The sequence below is a fragment of the Pseudomonas putida genome (assembly GCF_004357765.1).
Classification (GTDB): Bacteria; Pseudomonadota; Gammaproteobacteria; order Pseudomonadales; family Pseudomonadaceae; genus Aquipseudomonas; species Aquipseudomonas putida_U.
In genome coordinates this window covers 444,371-460,031 of the sequence record NZ_SMTE01000001.1, presented here as the reverse complement: position 1 = coordinate 460,031, position 15,661 = coordinate 444,371, and the positions used below count along the sequence as shown (strand labels likewise).

The window sequence follows — 15,661 nt, the reverse complement described above, 5'->3', positions numbered from 1 at the left end:
GGCGCGCTCAGCGTGCGTGCCCTGAACTGCGTCCACGCAATGCCTTTCTCACCTCGGCCTCGATCGCATAGGCCGGCTCCTCCAGCGCCTGGTAGTCGCGGGTGTAACGCTGGGCGAACGCTTCGACGCCCAGCTCCTGGTACTGTTGGACATGCTTGAGCTCGTGGGCCCACAACGCCACGTTGTCCTCGGCATCGTCGGCATGGCGGAACACGATCGTGTCGATCAAGGTGACCGCATTTACATCCGGGTTCTGCAGCATGGCATTGGCCGCACTGAGCTGTTGCTCGTCGCCAACCCGGTAGCGCGCTGCGTCCAGCACGGCAAAGTCGTACCACGGCTCAAGCTGCGCACGGATATGCAAAGGGATCGGTTCGCTGCCCAGGGCAGCCGCCTGGTCGCGCGCCTGGCGCAAGGCAAAGGCAAGACTGGCCGAGGCCATCACCTCGACATCCTTGAGCACCTGGCCAGCCTGGCCTGGATCGATCGGGGCGCAGAAGCACCCCAACAGGCACACCGGATATTGTCCTTCGGGGCAGGCTTGTTCGGCCGATACCGGGAGCGCCAGCAGCAGACTGGCCAGCAGGAGGAGGTGCCTCATCGGGGCGCCTGCGGTCAGAAGTTGGCCGGGGTGTTGGCGCTGATGATCTCGGCCTCGTCGGGGCCGATATTCTTGAAGCTGTGCGGCAGGGTGGTCGGGATGTAGTAGCCATCGCCAGAGTTCAGCACGCTGACCTGGCCATCGACCCACAACTCCACCGTGCCTCGGGTCACCAGGCCGCATTCTTCGCCTTCGGCGTGCACGATCGGCTCGCCCGAATCGGCGCCCGGGGCGTAGAGCTCACGCAACATGCGCATTTGCCGCGCTTCGACACTGGCCCCGACCAGCAGCATACGCAGGCCGTTGCGACCGAGGTCCGGCTGCTCGCCGGCGCGGAACACGAAACGCTCCTCGCGAACCGGCTCGTCGAAGCTGAAGAACTCAGCCAGGGTCATGGGGATGCCTTCGAGCAGCTTTTTCAGCGAACTGACCGATGGACTGACGCGGTTCTGCTCGATCTGCGAAATGGTCGAGTTGGTCAACCCACTGCGGCGGGCGAGTTCCCGCTGGGAGAGGTTATTGCGTTCACGCACCAGTTTGAGTCGTGTCCCCGTGTCCATAGCCGCCTTGAAGTCAGAAAAGAAGGGTTGTCAAAGGTGTCAAAAATAATGGGCGAGGCATTAAAACATACTCTGCTCGCTTGCGCGCTGTGCTTCTCAGGCTAGTTTGACGCGTGGCATCGGCCACAGCCCGACCAGCAGCAACAGCGCAGCCACTGCCAGGAACGGCAGGCGCGGATCGAGGGCGTAGACCAGGGTCCCGGCCAATGGTCCGATCACTGCGCCCATGCCCTGGGCTGCGCCGATCGAGCCGGCCGTGGCGCCTTGCTCGTTGGCTTGCATGGCGTTGGCGGCCAGTGCGGAAAAGGCCGGGAAGACGAAGCCCATGCCCGCCGCGGCAATGAAATAGCAGGCCCACAACCAGGAGGCGGAGGTGGCCGCCGCGCCACAGGCGAAACCAAGCGCCGAAACGCTGGCGCCCACCCGGATCATCTTCAGCGGTGGCCATTCCAGCCGCCGCAGCAGGAACTGCGCCAGAATCAGTGCCACGCCCACCGTGGTCAGGGCGATGCCGGCCGTCTGGGCAGCTTCGGCCGGGCTCAGTTGCAGGCGGTCGAGGGCAAAGAAACCGACCACGATCTGCGATACCGTCACTGCCAGCATGGCGCTGAAGGCCACCAGCAGGGGGCGGCGCAGGCGCGGATCAGCCAGGTGTACCGGGCTAGGCGCATGGTTGTGGGGCAAGGGGCGTGTTCTCAAGCGCAACAGTAGATAGAGAAAGGCCCCGGCAGGCAGCAGCGACATTACGTGGAACGGCAAACTCAGACTGTGTCGCGCCAGCAGCGCGGCCAGCGCCGGGCCGACCACCAGGCCGACCGCATTGGCTGCACCCAGTGAGGCCATGGCCCGAGCCCGTCGGCGTGGCTCGACATGGTCGGCGATCAGGGCATTGCACGCTACCGGAATCGCGGCATAGAACGCTCCGATGCAGCCACGGGCGATGATCAGGCCGACGAACGCCAGGGTCGCCCCTGGCAGCCAGCGCAGGGCGCCTTCGATGAACAGGCACATCAGCCAGTAGGCCAGGGTAAAGCCGGCGCTGCCCAGCAACAGAATGCGCCGCCGTCCAAGGCGGTCGGCGGCTCGCCCCCAGGGCCTTGCCAGCAGCACCCAGACCACGCCAGCCACGGTAACCGCCGCGCCGGCCTGCCAGGTGGCCATGCCGAGCAGCCGGGCGATCGGTCCGATCAGGGCGACGAACGCCATCATCGACATGGTACAGGCCATGTTCGCCAGCAGCAGCGGGCGCAGGTCCAGGCGGGAGGCGGACAGATTGGCAGGGTCCTGGGCGACGTTCATCGGTTTTCTCCGCGAGATACCCCGTACTTTAGTGCGGGAAGGGATAGCGAGGCGTGCGAACTCCGCCCAGTAGTCCGAAAGGTAGGACAGGCCTTGGAATAAGAGAATGGACTTGTGAGTGTGGTGTCACTCACGACCGCGACATTAACGCGGCGAAGAACATTCTCGCGGTCGGGCATGGCCGTCTACCTGTAGGAATCCCCGTCCTTTAGGGCGGGGAGGATGTCAAGAGAATGCTTACCCGATGTCGACCCGCTATTCGCTACGCCCCAACGGCCCAGGCCACATGCTGCGCATCACCGTGTCCCGACGTACCCAGGCATGCACCAGGGCTGCGCCAAGGTGGACCAGGACGGTAGCGAACAACAGATAGCCCGCCCAACCATGGGCCTGTCGCAGCATGGCATACAGCTGCAGGTCATGGGGAGCGATGGCGGGCAATTGCAGCGGACGCGGATAGCCACCTGCCGACAGCATGGCCCATCCCAACAGCGGCATGGCCAGCATCAAACCGTACAGCAGCAGGTGCGAGGCACCCGCAGCGAACCGTTGCACGGGGGGCAGGTCGGTGGGCAGGGCCGGGTGCGCAAGGGTCAGGCGCAGGCCAATGCGTACCAGTACCAGCACCAGCAATGCCAGGCCAATGGCCTTGTGCAGGGGCAGCAGCCAAGTGTGCCGGGGCGAGAGGTCGCCGACCATGCTCACACCGATGAACAGCATGGCCAGGATCAGTAGCGCCATCAGCCAATGCAGCAGGCGTGCGACGGGGTGGAAGGCTTGAGGTTTCATGGGCGGGCTCCGGTTTGCAGCGATTCTCGGCTGCGGCGGTTGAACGACTCCGAATAGGCGGTCGACCGCGCCGCGAGGATCGGATCGGCGGAGGGGCGGATACCGCTCGGCAGGATCAGCGGGTCGAAGTTCAGATCGCGGCAAGCACCCTGTTCTGGCCCGTCGACCTTTTCCAGCACCAGGGTGCCGGCGTCGACGCTGCGTCGTTCGCTTGGCCAGGGACGGGCGGGATCGTCGACGGCATCGCCGGGTTCGGCCAGGGTCAGGCGCAGGGTCCAGCGCAGCGGCCCCTGGGCCAGGCGCTGCTGCAGGTCGTGCTGGAGGAACTGCTTGTCGTCAACCTGTCCCGGCAGGGGCGTGAAAGCGGCCTGCGGCTCAAGCTGCCAGCGCACCGGATGCTCGGCGCCCTGCGCATCGATCAGGCGAAAGGCGTTGATGCTGTGGTACTGGGTGTTGGCAAAACTGTCGCTCGGCTTGTAGTTGGCGGCCCACTGGCGAAACGCCGCGCTTTCCGGGTGGGCAGCGAAGAAGGCTTGCAGCTTGGCCGGGTCGGGTTTGCGAGTGGCTGGGTCCGGTGCGCTGGCCAGTACCTGATCGTAGAAACCTTCTATCGTGCTCACCGCCAGTACCGGCGGATTGTTCATGCCAGTGCGCCAGACTTGGCCGTCATCGCTGCTGAGCTGCAGCGCCAGGCTGCGCACTGGAACACTGGTGTCCGGCGCGAAGGGATTGGCGCCGCCGATGGCGAAGCGGCCGATCACCGGTACCCGGGCCTGGCTGAACACGCGGGCGGTGGAGAGTGCGGCAGCCTGCCCACTGGCCTGGAAGTAACCACTGACGCAAAGGCCCTTGGCGTGGTTCTTCCGATAGCCTGGATGATGACCGGCCTGGGCTTCGAAAGTGTCGATGATGCGCTGCGGGGTCAGCGCGGGGCCACCGACCCAGCCGGCGGCATAGGCGAAGGCGCCGCCCAGCGCCAGCAATGTCGCGCCGATCCCGCCAAGGCGCAACGCCTTGGGCAGACCGTGCAGGGGAGCTTTCATGGCATGTGTCCATTGCAGTTGAGGTGCGTGTACGACGCGGCAGGGCAAAACTTATTCCCTGCCTGGGAATAGATTTCCTGCTCAGACGTCTGCCTCTTACACTGACCCACATCCAAAGCCCGGAATCTTGCCATGCATGAGCTGGATGACACCCAGTGGCGCGAGCTGCTGCAACGCCTGCGTCGCTTTGCCCTCTGGCTGACCCGCGATGCCGGTGGTGCCGATGACCTGGTCCAGGCTACGGTCGAGCGGGCCCTGAGCCGCAGCGACCAGCAGCGTGATGCCGATGGCCTGCGCGCCTGGTTGTTCACCATCCTGTATCGGCTGTTCCTCGACGGTAAACGTCGTGAGCGCCTGCACGCCCGCTGGCTGTCCTGGTTCGGCCTCGGCGAGGCTGCCAGCGAGCCGCTGGCCAGCGACACCGAGAGCATCGTCATGGCCCAGGCCGACTTGCGAGCCTTCGCCCGTCTGAGTGCGGAACAACGGGCATTGCTGCTGTTGGTCAGTGTCGAGGGACTGAGTTACAAAGAGGCCGCCCAAGCCTTGGGCATACCCATTGGTACGGTGATGTCGCGCCTGTCGCGCGCCCGCGCCGCGTTACGTGAATTGACCGAGGGCAACCCGCCGCCCCCGGCCTTGCGGAGGCTGAAATGACGCGCCTGATTCCCAGCGAGCACGAACTGCATGCGTATATCGACGAGCGCCTGGACCCGCAGCGACGGGCCGAGGTGCAGGCGTGGCTGGCTGCCAATCCTGAACAGGCCCTGCGCGTCGAGGCTTGGCGCAGCGACGCTCGGCGCCTGCGCACTGCATTAGCCGGGATGGGTGAGTTGCCAGGAGCGCCCCAACTGGATCTGAGCCGATTGCGCCGGCAGTTGCGCCAGCGTCGTCAGCGCCGCTGGGCATCGGCGGCAGTCTTGCTGGTAGCCCTCGGCGTAGGTGGGCTGGGCGGTTGGCAGGCCAGGGACATGGCTTTGGTGGACAGTGTGTTGCCCATGGCCGATGCGCTGCAGGCGCACCGCATGTTTGCCGCCAGCCAGGCGCTGGATGTCAAGGCCAGCGATCCGGCTATGCTCCGTGCCTGGCTAGGCCAGCATTTCGACCAGGTGGGTCCGCTGCCGGACCTCGGCGGCTATGGCTTCGCACCGGTAGGTGCACGATTGCTCAGCAACGAACAGGGGCCGGCAGCGCTGTTGGTGTTCGAAGACGAGCAGGGGCGGCGGATCAGCCTGTTCATGCGCTCGCCCGGCAAGCTGTTCGGGCGCATGCCCGATGGGCAGCGTGTAGATGGGCAGTTGGAGGCGCGTTACTGGTCCCATGGTGCGTACAACTTTGCCCTGGTCAGTGCCGCGGACGATGCGCGCGGGGCAGGGGTAGGGCAGGCGTTGCGTTTGGGGTTGTAGGCCAAGACTGCCAAGGCCCCATCGCCGGTCAGCCGGCTACAGGCGACGGGGCCGCTGGCATCAGCCCAGCTCCAGCCAGATCGGTGCGTGGTCAGATGGCTTTTCCATACCGCGCAGCTCGTAGTCGACGCCCGCCGCCTTGACCCGTGGCAGCAAACCCTGAGAGGCCATGATCAGGTCGATGCGCAGACCACGCTTGGGTTCATCCTCAAAACCGCGGCTGCGATAGTCGAACCAGCTGAAACGGTCGGCTACCTCCGGGTGCAGGTGGCGGAAACTGTCTACCAGGCCCCAGTTCTTCAGGCGCTCCATCCACTCGCGTTCCTCGGGCAGGAAACTGCACTTGCCGGTCTTGAGCCAGCGCTTGGCGTTGTCCGGGCCGATGCCGATATCGCAATCCTGGGGCGAGATGTTCATGTCACCCATCACCAGCAGCGGCTGTTCGGCAGTGAACTGACCTTCGAGCAGGGCCTGCAGGTCACTGTAGAAACGCTGCTTGGCCGGGAACTTGGTCGGGTGGTCGCGGCTTTCGCCTTGGGGGAAGTAGCCATTCATGACGGTGATCGGATTGCCGTCGGCGTCTTCGAACGTGCCCCAGATGAAGCGCCGCTGGGCGTCCTCTTCATCGGTGGCAAAGCCTTTGTGCAACGCCAGGGGAGGCTTGCGCGAGAGCAGGGCGACGCCGTAGTGGCCTTTCTGGCCGTGGTAATGCACGTGATAGCCCAACGCCTGGACATCTGCCAGCGGGAACTGATCGTCACTGACCTTGGTTTCCTGCAGGCCGATCAAGTCCGGCTGATGCTTGTCGATCAGCGCCGCCAGTTGGTGCGGGCGGGCACGCAGGCCGTTGATGTTGAAACAGACGATCTTCATGGCAAAGATGATCCTGGTAAAAGGCGCGATGCTAGCCGACATCGACCCTCATCACCAGCGTGGCGGCCTGTTAAGGTGACTGCTAACGTGCTGATGAGGCTGAACGATGCGCCTCTACGCGCCTCCAAGGCACTGAACGAATCTTTCCAAGGAGGAGCGCGATGCCCGATACCCATGCCCCGCAGGCAACGGTCTGCCAACTGGACGGCGGCTTTCGCCGTGAGGCGCGCTCGTTGCTGTACAACGCTTACCGCCATGAGCCCACCTTCGCCTACCTGTTCGAGGCGCAACGCCCTGGCTACGAGCGGCGGCTGCGCACCTGGGTGCGGGAATGGGTGCGCCAGCATTTCTACCTGCAGTTGCCAGCCATCGGCCTGCTGCTCGACGACCGCCTCATCGCCCTTGCCCTGATCGTACCGCCCCGGCGCCGGCTTGGCGTCGTCGACAGTTGGGCCTGGCGTCTGCGCATGATGTTGGGTACTGGCTTGCGCTGTACTCGGCGCTTCATGGATTACCAGGCCGCACTGGCCGGTTGCCTGCCGACCGACCCGGTCCATGTTCTGCCGTTGCTCGGGGTGCATCCGCAATTCCAGGGGCGGCATTATGGCGAGCAATTGTTACAGGCTGTGCACGACTGGTGTGCCGAGGATCCGACCACCCAAGGGGTGGTGCTGGACACCGGCAATGAGCATTACCTGGCGTTCTACCAGCGCCAGGGCTATGAGGAAATCGGTGAAATTGCGGTAGGACCAATACGAGAGCGGGTGTTCTTTCATCCGAATCCTTCCTCTTCAAAAGCGACACCCGTGTGAACTTCGCCCAGGCCGCTCCCTTGAGCGGCTGGCTCTGGTAGCATGCGCGGCATGACGTATTCAGGAAGACTGACCTGGGGCCTGGTTTTCTGGGCCGCCAGTTTTACCGCATGGGGCCAGAGCGAGTTGCTGGTGAAAGTCGCGCCGGCCAACAAGGACCTCAAGGCAAATGTCGAAGGCTATATAGGCAGCCTGGGAGACCGCGATGAGGAAGCGCTGCTGCGCTTTAGTCGTGGCGCCCAGGAGCAGGCTCGCAAAGCGGCGCAGGCACTTGGCTACTATCAGGCGCAGATCGACACCGAGGTCAAACCACCGGCCAAGGCCGATGGCTCGCCCCAGCTTGTTCTGCGCATCCAAACCGGTGAGCCTGTGCGCTTGCGCAACGTCACCGTGCGTGTCGAGGGGCCAGCCAGCGAACTTAAGGCGTTCAGGGTGCCGGACAGCAAAGCACTGCGCGCAGGCGAACAGCTCAACCACGGGGTATACGAGGACGCCAAGCGGCTGATCCAGAATCAAGCCCTGCGCTACGGCTTCTTCAGCGGTCGTTTCAGTCAGCAACGTTTGGCCGTCGATCCACAGGCCGGGGTTGCCGATATCGATCTGGTCTACCAGAGCGGACCCCGCTACTACCTGGGCGCCGTGCATTTCGACGGCGACACGCCCTTGGACGAAGACCTGTTGCAGCGCATGGTGTCGTTCGAGCCTGGCACGCCCTATGACTCGCAGTTGATCGCTGAACTCAACAACGACCTGCAGTCCAGCGGTTACTTCGAAGGAGTACGGGTGGATGCGGCACCGACCGCGGCGGTTGGCCAGGAGATTCCCGTCGATGTTCGCCTGGACAGCCGCAAGCCGCGCACTCTGGGCCTGGGCCTGGGCTTTTCGACCGACGTCGGCCCGCGTGGCAAGGCCAACTGGACCCGCCACTGGGTCAATCCCCAAGGCCACAGTTATGGCTGGGAAACCGAGCTTTCAGCCCCGCGGCAGAACGTCGGATTGTGGTACGACATTCCCCTCGATCCGCCGCTGACCGACAAGCTGCGCTTCGCCGGGGGCTACCAGTACGAGGAAATCGCCGGTACCGATACCCTCAGCAAATTGCTCACCGTGGGTCCCGAATGGCACAGCAAGTTGCCCAGTGGCTGGCAACGGGTGGTGTCGCTGAAGTACCAGCGTGAGGAATACCGCCTAGGTGATGACGCGGGGCTGAGTAACCTGTTGATGCCGGGCGTGAGTTTTTCCTACCTGCGCAGCGACAATCGGATCGACCCGCACAATGGCTACCGTCTGCAGTTCGACGTGCAGGCGGCCAAGGAAGGCCTGGTGTCGGACACCAACCTGCTGCATGGCAACGTCCTGCTCAAAGGCCTGACCACCGTCGGCCGCCGCCATCGCCTGCTCGGGCGTGTGCAGTTCGGCGGCAGCGCCACCAACGGTTACAAGCACAATATTCCACCATCGCTGCGTTTCTTCGCCGGTGGCGATCAAAGCGTGCGTGGTTATGACTACCAGACGTTGTCGCCGACCAACAGTGACGGCGACCGCATCGGTGGCCGTTATCTGGTTGCGGGCAGCGTCGAGTACCAGTATTCGCTGGCCGAGAAGTGGCGTGTGGCCACCTTCGTCGACCAGGGTAACTCCTTCAACACCTTGGAGCTGCCCAGCCTCAAGACGGGCGTCGGTATCGGAGTGCGCTGGGTGTCGCCAGTAGGGCCGCTGCGCCTGGACCTGGCTCATGCGCTCGATGATGACGGCGGTTTCCGCCTGCACTTTTCCATGGGGCCGGAGCTGTGATGCGTGTAGTCAAATTCGTTGTGCTGCCTGTGCTGGCGCTGTTGCTGCTGGTGGTCTTGGCAGTGACCACGCTGCTGGCCAGCGAAGGAGGCAGCCGCTGGTTGCTGGAGCGCGTCCCTGGGCTGGAGGTCAGTGACTTCCAGGGCCGTCTGGGTGGTAGTTGGCAAGCCAGCCGGTTGAGCTGGAACAGCGCAGGCAACCAGGTAGAGCTGCAGCAGCCGCAACTGGCCTGGTCGCCGGCCTGCCTGCTGCGTGCGACCCTGTGCGTCGAGCGTTTGCAGGCGCAACGCATCGACATGGCCTTCGCCCCCAGCGATCAGCCCGCCGAGCCAGGTCCGGTGCTGCTGCCGGCCCTGCGCCTGCCGGTGGCCATCGAACTGGGTGAAGTCAAGGTCGGCCAGTTGCGCCTCGATGGCAGCGACTTGCTGGGCGACCTGCAGCTGGTTGCACGCTGGACCAGCAGTGGCATGCGCATCGACAGTCTGCAACTGCAACGTGATGACCTGCGGGTCGACCTGCACGGCGACCTGCAACCGGAGGGCGACTGGCCGTTGAGCCTCGAAGGCGACGTACAGTTGCCGACTGTGGACGGCCAGCCCTGGCTACTGGCCCTCACCGCCACCGGCGAGCTGCAGAAGACCCTCAATCTACAGGCCACCAGCAGCGGTTATCTGCAAGCCCGGCTTAATGGCGAGGTGCAGGCGCTGGCCGAGCACCTGCCGGCCAAGTTGCACATCCAAAGCGATGCCTTCAAGCCGAGCGCAACGCTGCCGGACACCCTGCAACTCAACCAACTGAAACTCGATGCCAACGGCGACCTGCTCAAGGGATACCAATTGGCAGGCACGGCCAGCCTGCCTGCCGAACAGTCACCCGTGGCGCTGGTGCTGGCCGGTCGGGTCGATGCCAAGGGGGCGCGGCTGGCCGCTCTCGATCTCAGCGCCAGCGAGACTCAACGTCTCAGCCTGTCGGCCAGTGCCGACTGGCAGCAGGCACTGAAGGCCGAGGCGCGGCTGGTTTGGCAGGACTTCCCCTGGTTGCGCTTGTATCCCCTGGAAACCCCGCCTGAGGTGACCCTCAAGCGCCTCGACGCCCAAGTCCGGTATCTTGACGGCATGTATCAAGGCACCTTTGCCGGCGACCTCGATGGCCCGGCCGGCGCATTCAGCGTCGCCAGTCCGTTCGAGGGCGACCTCCAGCAGGTACGCCTGCCGGAGTTTGCGCTCAACGCAGGCCAAGGCAAGGCAGCAGGCTCCGTTGCCGTGCGCTTCGGCGACACCTTGGCGTGGGACGTCGACGTGCAGGTGTCTGCACTCGACCCTGCCTATTGGCTCGCCGAGTTGCCGGGGACCCTGGCCGGCCCGCTGCGTAGCAAGGGCGAGTTGAAAGGCGAGCAACTGTCCCTGGATGCGCAACTCGACCTCAAAGGCCGGCTGCGCGGGCAGCCAGCGGTGCTCAAGGTTGATGCCAAAGGCGCAGACCAGCAGTGGACGCTGGGGGCGTTGGCCGTGCGCCTGGGTGATAACCGCATCAATGGCAGTGGCAGCCTGCAGCAACGCCTGGCCGGGCGAATCGACCTCGACCTGCCACGCCTGGGGCAGTTGTGGCCGGGTTTGCAGGGCCAGGTGAAAGGTCGGCTGGACGTCGCCGGCACGCTCAAGGCGCCGCAAGGCACCTTTACCCTGCAAGGCCAGCAGGTGGCTCAGGCCGATAACCGCATCCAGCGCCTGGCGCTGAATGCGCGACTGGACAGCGCCCAGCGTGGCGTTGTCGACCTCACCGCCAATGGCATCCGCCTGGGCGAAACCGCCATGGGCACGCTCCAGGTCAACGGCAGCGGCGATATCCGCCAGCAGGCCATGACCCTCGGCCTGGACGGTCCGCAACTCAAGCTGGATTTGGCGCTCGATGGTCAATTGAAGCAGGGTGACTGGCGCGGCCGCCTGGCCAGTGGGCGGATCCAGGCCGGTGGTCAGGACTGGCAGCTGCAGGCCCCGGCGCGTTTGCAGCGCCTGGCCAGTGGCCAGGTGGACTTCGGTGCCCATTGCTGGCGCTCGGGCCAGGCCAGCCTGTGCGGCGACGACCAACGCCTGGCGCCGGAGCCGAGGCTGCGCTATCACCTCAAGCAGTTCCCGCTGGACAGCCTGGCGCAGTGGCTGCCCAAGGATTTCGCCTGGCATGGCCTGCTCAACGCCGACGTCAACCTCGATATTCCGGACAGTGGCCCCAAGGGCACGTTGGTCGTCGACGCCAGTGGCGGCACCCTGCGCGTACGTGACAAAGGGCAGTGGATCGACTTTCCCTACCAGACCCTGCGCCTGGACAGCACCCTGGCACCGCGTCGGGTCGACACTCGTCTGGTGTTTCGTGGCGATCGGCTCGGTGAGCTGAACCTCAATGCGCGCCTCGATCCACTGGGCAAGGACAAGCCGTTGAGCGGCGACTTCCGCCTGGCCGGCCTGGACCTGTCGGTGGCTCGGCCGTTCGTGCCTATGGTCGAGCGTTTGACGGGGCAGCTCAACGGCACTGGGCGCTTGTCCGGTACGCTGCTGGCTCCGCAGATCAATGGCAACCTCGCTCTTACCGGCGGCGAAGTCAGCGGTGCAGAGCTCCCGGTCAGTTTCGAGCGTCTGTCGTTGCAGGCATTGATTGCAGGTGAGCGTATTCAGTTGGATGGCGCCTGGCAGAGCGGAGCGAGTGGCCGTGGGCAGCTGTCCGGCGACTTGACTTGGGGCCAGGCGCTGGCAATGGATCTGCGTCTGCAGGGCCAGCGCCTGCCGGTTACCGTCGAGCCCTATGCCACGCTGGAAGCCTCGCCCGACCTCAACGTGCGCCTGGTCGACGACAAGCTGGCGGTGACGGGCAAGGTGCGGGTGCCCAAGGGTGAGATCGTCGTGCGCGAACTGCCGCCATCGACGGTGAAGGTGTCGGACGATACGGTTATCGTCGGTCATCAGACCGAGCAGGGGCAGACGCCGATGGCCGTAGCCATGGACATCGATGTCGAGGTGGGCCAGGAAAAGCTCTCGTTCAGTGGTTTCGGCCTGACGGCCAATCTGCTTGGTCATGTGCACATCGGCGATAACCTGGACACCCGTGGCGAACTGAGCCTCGCCGACGGCCGCTACCGGGCCTACGGTCAACGCCTCACCATCCGCCGGGCGCGGTTGTTGTTCGCCGGCCCCATCGATCAGCCTTATCTGGATATCGAAGCCATTCGCAAGGTCGATGACGTGATTGCCGGGATCCGTTTGAGCGGCAGCGCCGAGCAGCCCACCACCCAGGTGTTCTCGGAGCCGGCGATGAGCCAGGAGCAGGCATTGTCCTACCTGGTTCTGGGGCGACCGCTGAATAACAGTGGTGAAGATAACAACATGCTCGCAGAAGCGGCATTGGGCTTGGGGCTGGCCGGTAGCGCAGGGGTGACCGGCAGCCTTGCCTCCAGCCTTGGTATCGAGGACTTCCAACTCGACACGGAAGGGGCCGGCAACTCCACCAGCGTTGTCGCCAGCGGCAACCTGACCGAGCGCCTCAGCCTGCGCTATGGGGTAGGGGTATTCGAGCCGGCCAACACCATCGCGCTGCGCTACAAGTTGAGCAAGAAGGTGTACCTGGAAGCCGCCAGCGGCGTGGCCAGCTCTCTGGATATCTTCTACAAGCGTGATTTCTGAGCCCCGCTTCGGCGGGGCTGGCACTGCATCTGACGACGTTGTTCAAAAACGACTGAAATGACCAGGCCGAAATGTCACATTGGATTGCTGTGCACTAGCTGAGACGCAGTGATCGCTCGATCATGGCGGGACGCATAATCGCTTCCCTTCATGCGCTCACTCAGAATCCAAATATATCAGTAGAGGAAGGCCTTTTAGCCTCAGCTATTTTCGCTTGAAGGCTTCACGACGAGACTCGCGTTCGTCGAGAAAACGATCGCTGATCAGCGCTTCCAAGTCCTTGCGTTCCACAGCGTCGCCGCAGTGAGGACAAACGCTGGCCACCCCCACATCATGGCCGCAGGCGCGGTGCACGAAATGCACGGCCAACCCCTCATCCGGGTTCTTGCACCACTTCTCGCCCCAAGCGCGCAGCGCGTAGATCACAGGATAGAAGTCCCAGCCCTTGTCGGTCAGATGATATTCGTAGCGCAGAGGCTTTTCGCTATAGGGCCGGCGTTCGACCAGACCGTTCGCCTCCAGCGCTTTCAGGCGCGAAGTCAGCATCTGGGGCGTAGCGGTGGTTTGGATCTGCATTTCCTCGAAGCGTGTCGCGCCCATGTACAGCTCACGCAGGACCAAAATGGTCCATTTGTCGCCCACCAAATCCATCGAGCGTGCCACCGGGCACACCGTATCGCTTGTCACGTCCAGCATCGACTTCACGCTGCTTTCTCCGTAGAAACTATTGTTTTCATAGTAACCCAGTGAGATTAACCATGTCGCATGGAATAACGCTCAAAGCCTCATCCTCGTTGACACTATGATTTTCATAGTTAATATGAAGCCTCTGCGGCATGCGCTGTCGCAGCGCGGCATTTGCCGGTATAGCACACGTCCCAGAACGCCTCTCTCACCTGGAGCACCCTTATGACCCATCCTGTGTATGCCTCGGAGCGGACCGCTCTGCTGCTGGTCGACCCCTACAACGACTTCCTGTCCGATGGCGGCAAGCTTTATTCCATGCTCAGAAGCGTTGCGGATGAAGTGCGACTGCTCGACAACCTGCGCATGACCGTTGCCGCCGCGCGAGCACAAGCAATTCAGGTGTACTACGTGCCTCATCGGCGCTGGCAGCCCGGCGACTACACCCGCTGGGATCACCCCAATCCCACCCAACGCCTGATCCAGGAACGTCACACCTTTGCCAAGGGGTCCTGGGGCGGCGAATGGCATCCCGACTTCGTGCCACAGGAGGGCGACATCATCATCCAGGAACACTGGGGACAAAGCGGGTTCGCCAATACCGACCTCGATTTCCAGCTGAAGCAACGAGGCATAACACATGTAATCGTCGTAGGCCTGCTGGCGAACACCTGCATCGAATCGACCGCACGCTTCGCCATGGAGTTGGGTTATCACGTCACGCTGGTCCGCGATGCGACTGCCGCTTTCAGCAAGGAAATGATGCACGCGGCGCACGAACTGAACGGGCCGACGTTTGCGCACAGCATCGTCGACACCCGCGGGCTCGTGCAGACTTTGCAACAGTAGTGAAGGGGCTGCGTCATGTCTGCGTCTTGCGCATCACCAATGGGAGTTTCCAGCCGCCTTGTCACGCTTATGGCTCTGTGCTGCGCGCTGGCGGTCTCGACCATCTACTACCATCAGCCGCTTCTGCCCCAGATGGCCGCGTCGTTTGGCCTGGCGCCGACACAGGCCGGCCTGATCGCCACGCTGACGCAGCTTGGCTATGCGCTAGGCCTGTTGTTCATCGTGCCGCTCGCCGATTGTCGACAGCCACGCCAACTCGCGCTGCTGGCCATCGCGGGAAATGCCGTTGCCTTGCTTCTTTGCGCGGTAGCGCCGACGTTCACCATGCTGTGCGTGAGCAGCCTTCTGGTCGGGGTGACGGCGATCACTGCGCAGCTCATCATTCCCTGTCTGTCGGGGTTGGCCACTCCGGCTGAGCGAGGTCGAATCGTAGGGAGCCTGCTCAGCGGCCTCTCGGCAGGTCTGTTACTGGCGCGCATGCTCGGGGGCTTCGCCGGCGCACATGCGGGATGGAGAGTCGTCTTCGTGCAGGCCTCGCTCTGCGATGTCCTGCTGCTGCTCATCGTTGCCAAGCGCCTGCCCGCCACCACGAGTCTGCAGACGATAAGCTACGGGCGGCTCCTGGGTTCGTTAGGCAGCCTGGTCAAACAGGAAAGCGTGCTGCGTTACTGCGCGGCAAGCGGCATGCTGATGTTCGCTGCATTCAGTGCGCTGTGGGCTTCGCTTGCCGCGCTAGTGGCACAACCTCCATACGGACTCGACTCCGCTACCATTGGTCTGTTTGCCCTGGTCGCGTTGTCGGGCATCGTCGCGTCACCTTATATTGGCACGCTGACCGATCGCCTGGGCAGGCACACCATGGTTCTAGCCGGCGCGATGACCCTCGTCCTGGGCTTCGCCTGCATCGCAGCGGGCGGGCAACATCTTGGCTGGCTGATTCTCGGCATGTTGTTGCTCGACCTAGGCAATCGTGCCGGGCTGGTTGCTAACCAGGCACGCGTATTCACCCTGAGGACCGGGGCCAGAAGCCGGCTAAATACCGTATTCATGGGATCGTATTTTCTGGGGGGAGCGATCGGCGCCGCATTGGGGAATTATGGCGTGCACCAGGCCGGCTGGATCGGCCTTGCCGCCGTTGGCATGCTGCTGGCTTTAGCGGCTACGGTTATCAATGCGCTTGCACCCCGTGAATCGAGCTCGACGATGGGCGAGGTTCGCCCATGAGCGATCAAAAGTCGACGCGAGCGCGCATCTTTGCTGGTTTGCTTAGGCTTCCAGCCATG

At 63.8% G+C, this 15,661-nt stretch carries 15 protein-coding genes; 8 read left to right on the top strand and 7 right to left on the bottom strand.

All coding sequences use genetic code 11. From position 1 onward, the window contains the following. Positions 1 to 7: 7 nt before the first annotated feature. The 3 genes from E2H86_RS02105 to E2H86_RS02095 all read right to left on the bottom strand — a co-directional run bounded on the left by E2H86_RS02105 (position 8) and on the right by E2H86_RS02095 (position 2,460). The gene (locus E2H86_RS02105; RefSeq protein WP_133324204.1) at positions 8 to 601 is read right to left on the bottom strand and encodes an eCIS core domain-containing protein; all 594 of its coding nucleotides are present in this window, start codon (positions 599 to 601) and stop codon (positions 8 to 10) included. Between the two features lie 14 nt (positions 602 to 615). Next, on the bottom strand, positions 616 to 1,161 hold the full coding sequence (locus E2H86_RS02100) for a cupin domain-containing protein (RefSeq protein WP_133324202.1): 546 nt from the start codon (positions 1,159 to 1,161) through the stop codon (positions 616 to 618). Between the two features lie 96 nt (positions 1,162 to 1,257). Further along, positions 1,258 to 2,460, bottom strand: a complete 1,203-nt coding sequence (locus E2H86_RS02095; protein ID WP_133324200.1) for an MFS transporter — start codon at positions 2,458 to 2,460, stop codon at positions 1,258 to 1,260. A gap of 53 nt (positions 2,461 to 2,513) precedes the next feature. Between E2H86_RS02095 and E2H86_RS02090 the strand changes: the two genes are divergently transcribed. Beyond that, entirely contained in the window at positions 2,514 to 2,672 is a 159-nt protein-coding gene (locus E2H86_RS02090; protein WP_243744020.1) for a transposase, read from the top strand. Between the two features lie 43 nt (positions 2,673 to 2,715). Here the strand turns inward: E2H86_RS02090 and E2H86_RS02085 are convergent, their stop codons facing one another. Together E2H86_RS02085 and E2H86_RS02080 are read right to left on the bottom strand one after the other, a co-directional pair. Next, the gene (locus E2H86_RS02085; RefSeq protein WP_133324198.1) at positions 2,716 to 3,249 is read right to left on the bottom strand and encodes a cytochrome b; all 534 of its coding nucleotides are present in this window, start codon (positions 3,247 to 3,249) and stop codon (positions 2,716 to 2,718) included. Next, a complete protein-coding gene (locus tag E2H86_RS02080) occupies positions 3,246 to 4,292 on the bottom strand; it encodes a catalase family peroxidase (RefSeq protein WP_133324197.1) in 1,047 nt (348 codons plus the stop codon). The genes E2H86_RS02085 and E2H86_RS02080 overlap by 4 nt, the downstream gene beginning before the upstream one ends. Positions 4,293 to 4,424: 132 nt before the next feature. On the opposite strand from E2H86_RS02080, the gene E2H86_RS02075 reads away from it, so the two are divergent. Further along, positions 4,425 to 4,946 (top strand): sigma-70 family RNA polymerase sigma factor, encoded by a 522-nt coding sequence (locus E2H86_RS02075; protein ID WP_133324196.1) that lies wholly within the window; start codon positions 4,425 to 4,427, stop codon positions 4,944 to 4,946. Then, positions 4,943 to 5,695, top strand: coding sequence for an anti-sigma factor family protein (locus E2H86_RS02070; RefSeq protein WP_133324195.1), 753 nt, complete (start codon positions 4,943 to 4,945; stop codon positions 5,693 to 5,695). The genes E2H86_RS02075 and E2H86_RS02070 overlap by 4 nt, the downstream gene beginning before the upstream one ends. Before the next feature lie 60 nt (positions 5,696 to 5,755). Here E2H86_RS02070 and xthA read toward each other — a convergent pair whose 3' ends face one another. Then, positions 5,756 to 6,568 (bottom strand): exodeoxyribonuclease III, encoded by an 813-nt coding sequence (gene xthA / locus E2H86_RS02065; RefSeq protein ID WP_133324194.1) that lies wholly within the window; start codon positions 6,566 to 6,568, stop codon positions 5,756 to 5,758. 161 nt (positions 6,569 to 6,729) lie between these two features. Between xthA and E2H86_RS02060 the strand changes: the two genes are divergently transcribed. From E2H86_RS02060 to E2H86_RS02050, 3 genes are read left to right on the top strand one after another with little or no spacing between them, the layout of a single operon-like run. Further along, positions 6,730 to 7,380 carry a GNAT family N-acetyltransferase gene (locus E2H86_RS02060; protein ID WP_133324193.1) on the top strand — a complete coding sequence of 217 codons (651 nt, stop codon included), beginning with the start codon at positions 6,730 to 6,732 and terminating at the stop codon, positions 7,378 to 7,380. A 51-nt stretch (positions 7,381 to 7,431) separates the two neighbouring features. Next, complete coding sequence (locus E2H86_RS02055) at positions 7,432 to 9,174, top strand: autotransporter assembly complex protein TamA (protein WP_133324412.1); 1,743 nt, start codon at positions 7,432 to 7,434, stop codon at positions 9,172 to 9,174. Further along, positions 9,171 to 12,845 (top strand): translocation/assembly module TamB domain-containing protein, encoded by a 3,675-nt coding sequence (locus E2H86_RS02050; protein ID WP_133324192.1) that lies wholly within the window; start codon positions 9,171 to 9,173, stop codon positions 12,843 to 12,845. The genes E2H86_RS02055 and E2H86_RS02050 overlap by 4 nt, the downstream gene beginning before the upstream one ends. Before the next feature lie 204 nt (positions 12,846 to 13,049). Here the strand turns inward: E2H86_RS02050 and E2H86_RS02045 are convergent, their stop codons facing one another. Then, complete coding sequence (locus tag E2H86_RS02045) at positions 13,050 to 13,541, bottom strand: winged helix-turn-helix transcriptional regulator (RefSeq protein ID WP_133324410.1); 492 nt, start codon at positions 13,539 to 13,541, stop codon at positions 13,050 to 13,052. Positions 13,542 to 13,754: 213 nt separating this feature from the next. Between E2H86_RS02045 and E2H86_RS02040 the strand changes: the two genes are divergently transcribed. Further along, positions 13,755 to 14,378, top strand: a complete 624-nt coding sequence (locus E2H86_RS02040; protein ID WP_133324191.1) for an isochorismatase family cysteine hydrolase — start codon at positions 13,755 to 13,757, stop codon at positions 14,376 to 14,378. 15 nt (positions 14,379 to 14,393) lie between these two features. After that, positions 14,394 to 15,602, top strand: coding sequence for an MFS transporter (locus tag E2H86_RS02035; protein WP_243744019.1), 1,209 nt, complete (start codon positions 14,394 to 14,396; stop codon positions 15,600 to 15,602). Positions 15,603 to 15,661 lie beyond the last annotated feature (59 nt).

Bases quoted from the DNA above. Each gene is read 5' to 3' on its own strand.
- E2H86_RS02105 (WP_133324204.1), bottom strand. From the start codon at position 601: ATGAGGCACCTCCTCCTGCTGGCCAGTCTGCTGCTGGCGCTCCCGGTA.
- E2H86_RS02100 (WP_133324202.1), bottom strand. From the start codon at position 1,161: ATGGACACGGGGACACGACTCAAACTGGTGCGTGAACGCAATAACCTC.
- E2H86_RS02095 (WP_133324200.1), bottom strand. From the start codon at position 2,460: ATGAACGTCGCCCAGGACCCTGCCAATCTGTCCGCCTCCCGCCTGGAC.
- E2H86_RS02085 (WP_133324198.1), bottom strand. From the start codon at position 3,249: ATGAAACCTCAAGCCTTCCACCCCGTCGCACGCCTGCTGCATTGGCTG.
- E2H86_RS02080 (WP_133324197.1), bottom strand. From the start codon at position 4,292: ATGAAAGCTCCCCTGCACGGTCTGCCCAAGGCGTTGCGCCTTGGCGGG.
- E2H86_RS02075 (WP_133324196.1), top strand. From the start codon at position 4,425: ATGCATGAGCTGGATGACACCCAGTGGCGCGAGCTGCTGCAACGCCTG.
- E2H86_RS02070 (WP_133324195.1), top strand. From the start codon at position 4,943: ATGACGCGCCTGATTCCCAGCGAGCACGAACTGCATGCGTATATCGAC.
- xthA (WP_133324194.1), bottom strand. From the start codon at position 6,568: ATGAAGATCGTCTGTTTCAACATCAACGGCCTGCGTGCCCGCCCGCAC.
- E2H86_RS02060 (WP_133324193.1), top strand. From the start codon at position 6,730: ATGCCCGATACCCATGCCCCGCAGGCAACGGTCTGCCAACTGGACGGC.
- E2H86_RS02055 (WP_133324412.1), top strand. From the start codon at position 7,432: ATGACGTATTCAGGAAGACTGACCTGGGGCCTGGTTTTCTGGGCCGCC.
- E2H86_RS02045 (WP_133324410.1), bottom strand. From the start codon at position 13,541: ATGCTGGACGTGACAAGCGATACGGTGTGCCCGGTGGCACGCTCGATG.
- E2H86_RS02040 (WP_133324191.1), top strand. From the start codon at position 13,755: ATGACCCATCCTGTGTATGCCTCGGAGCGGACCGCTCTGCTGCTGGTC.
- E2H86_RS02035 (WP_243744019.1), top strand. From the start codon at position 14,394: ATGTCTGCGTCTTGCGCATCACCAATGGGAGTTTCCAGCCGCCTTGTC.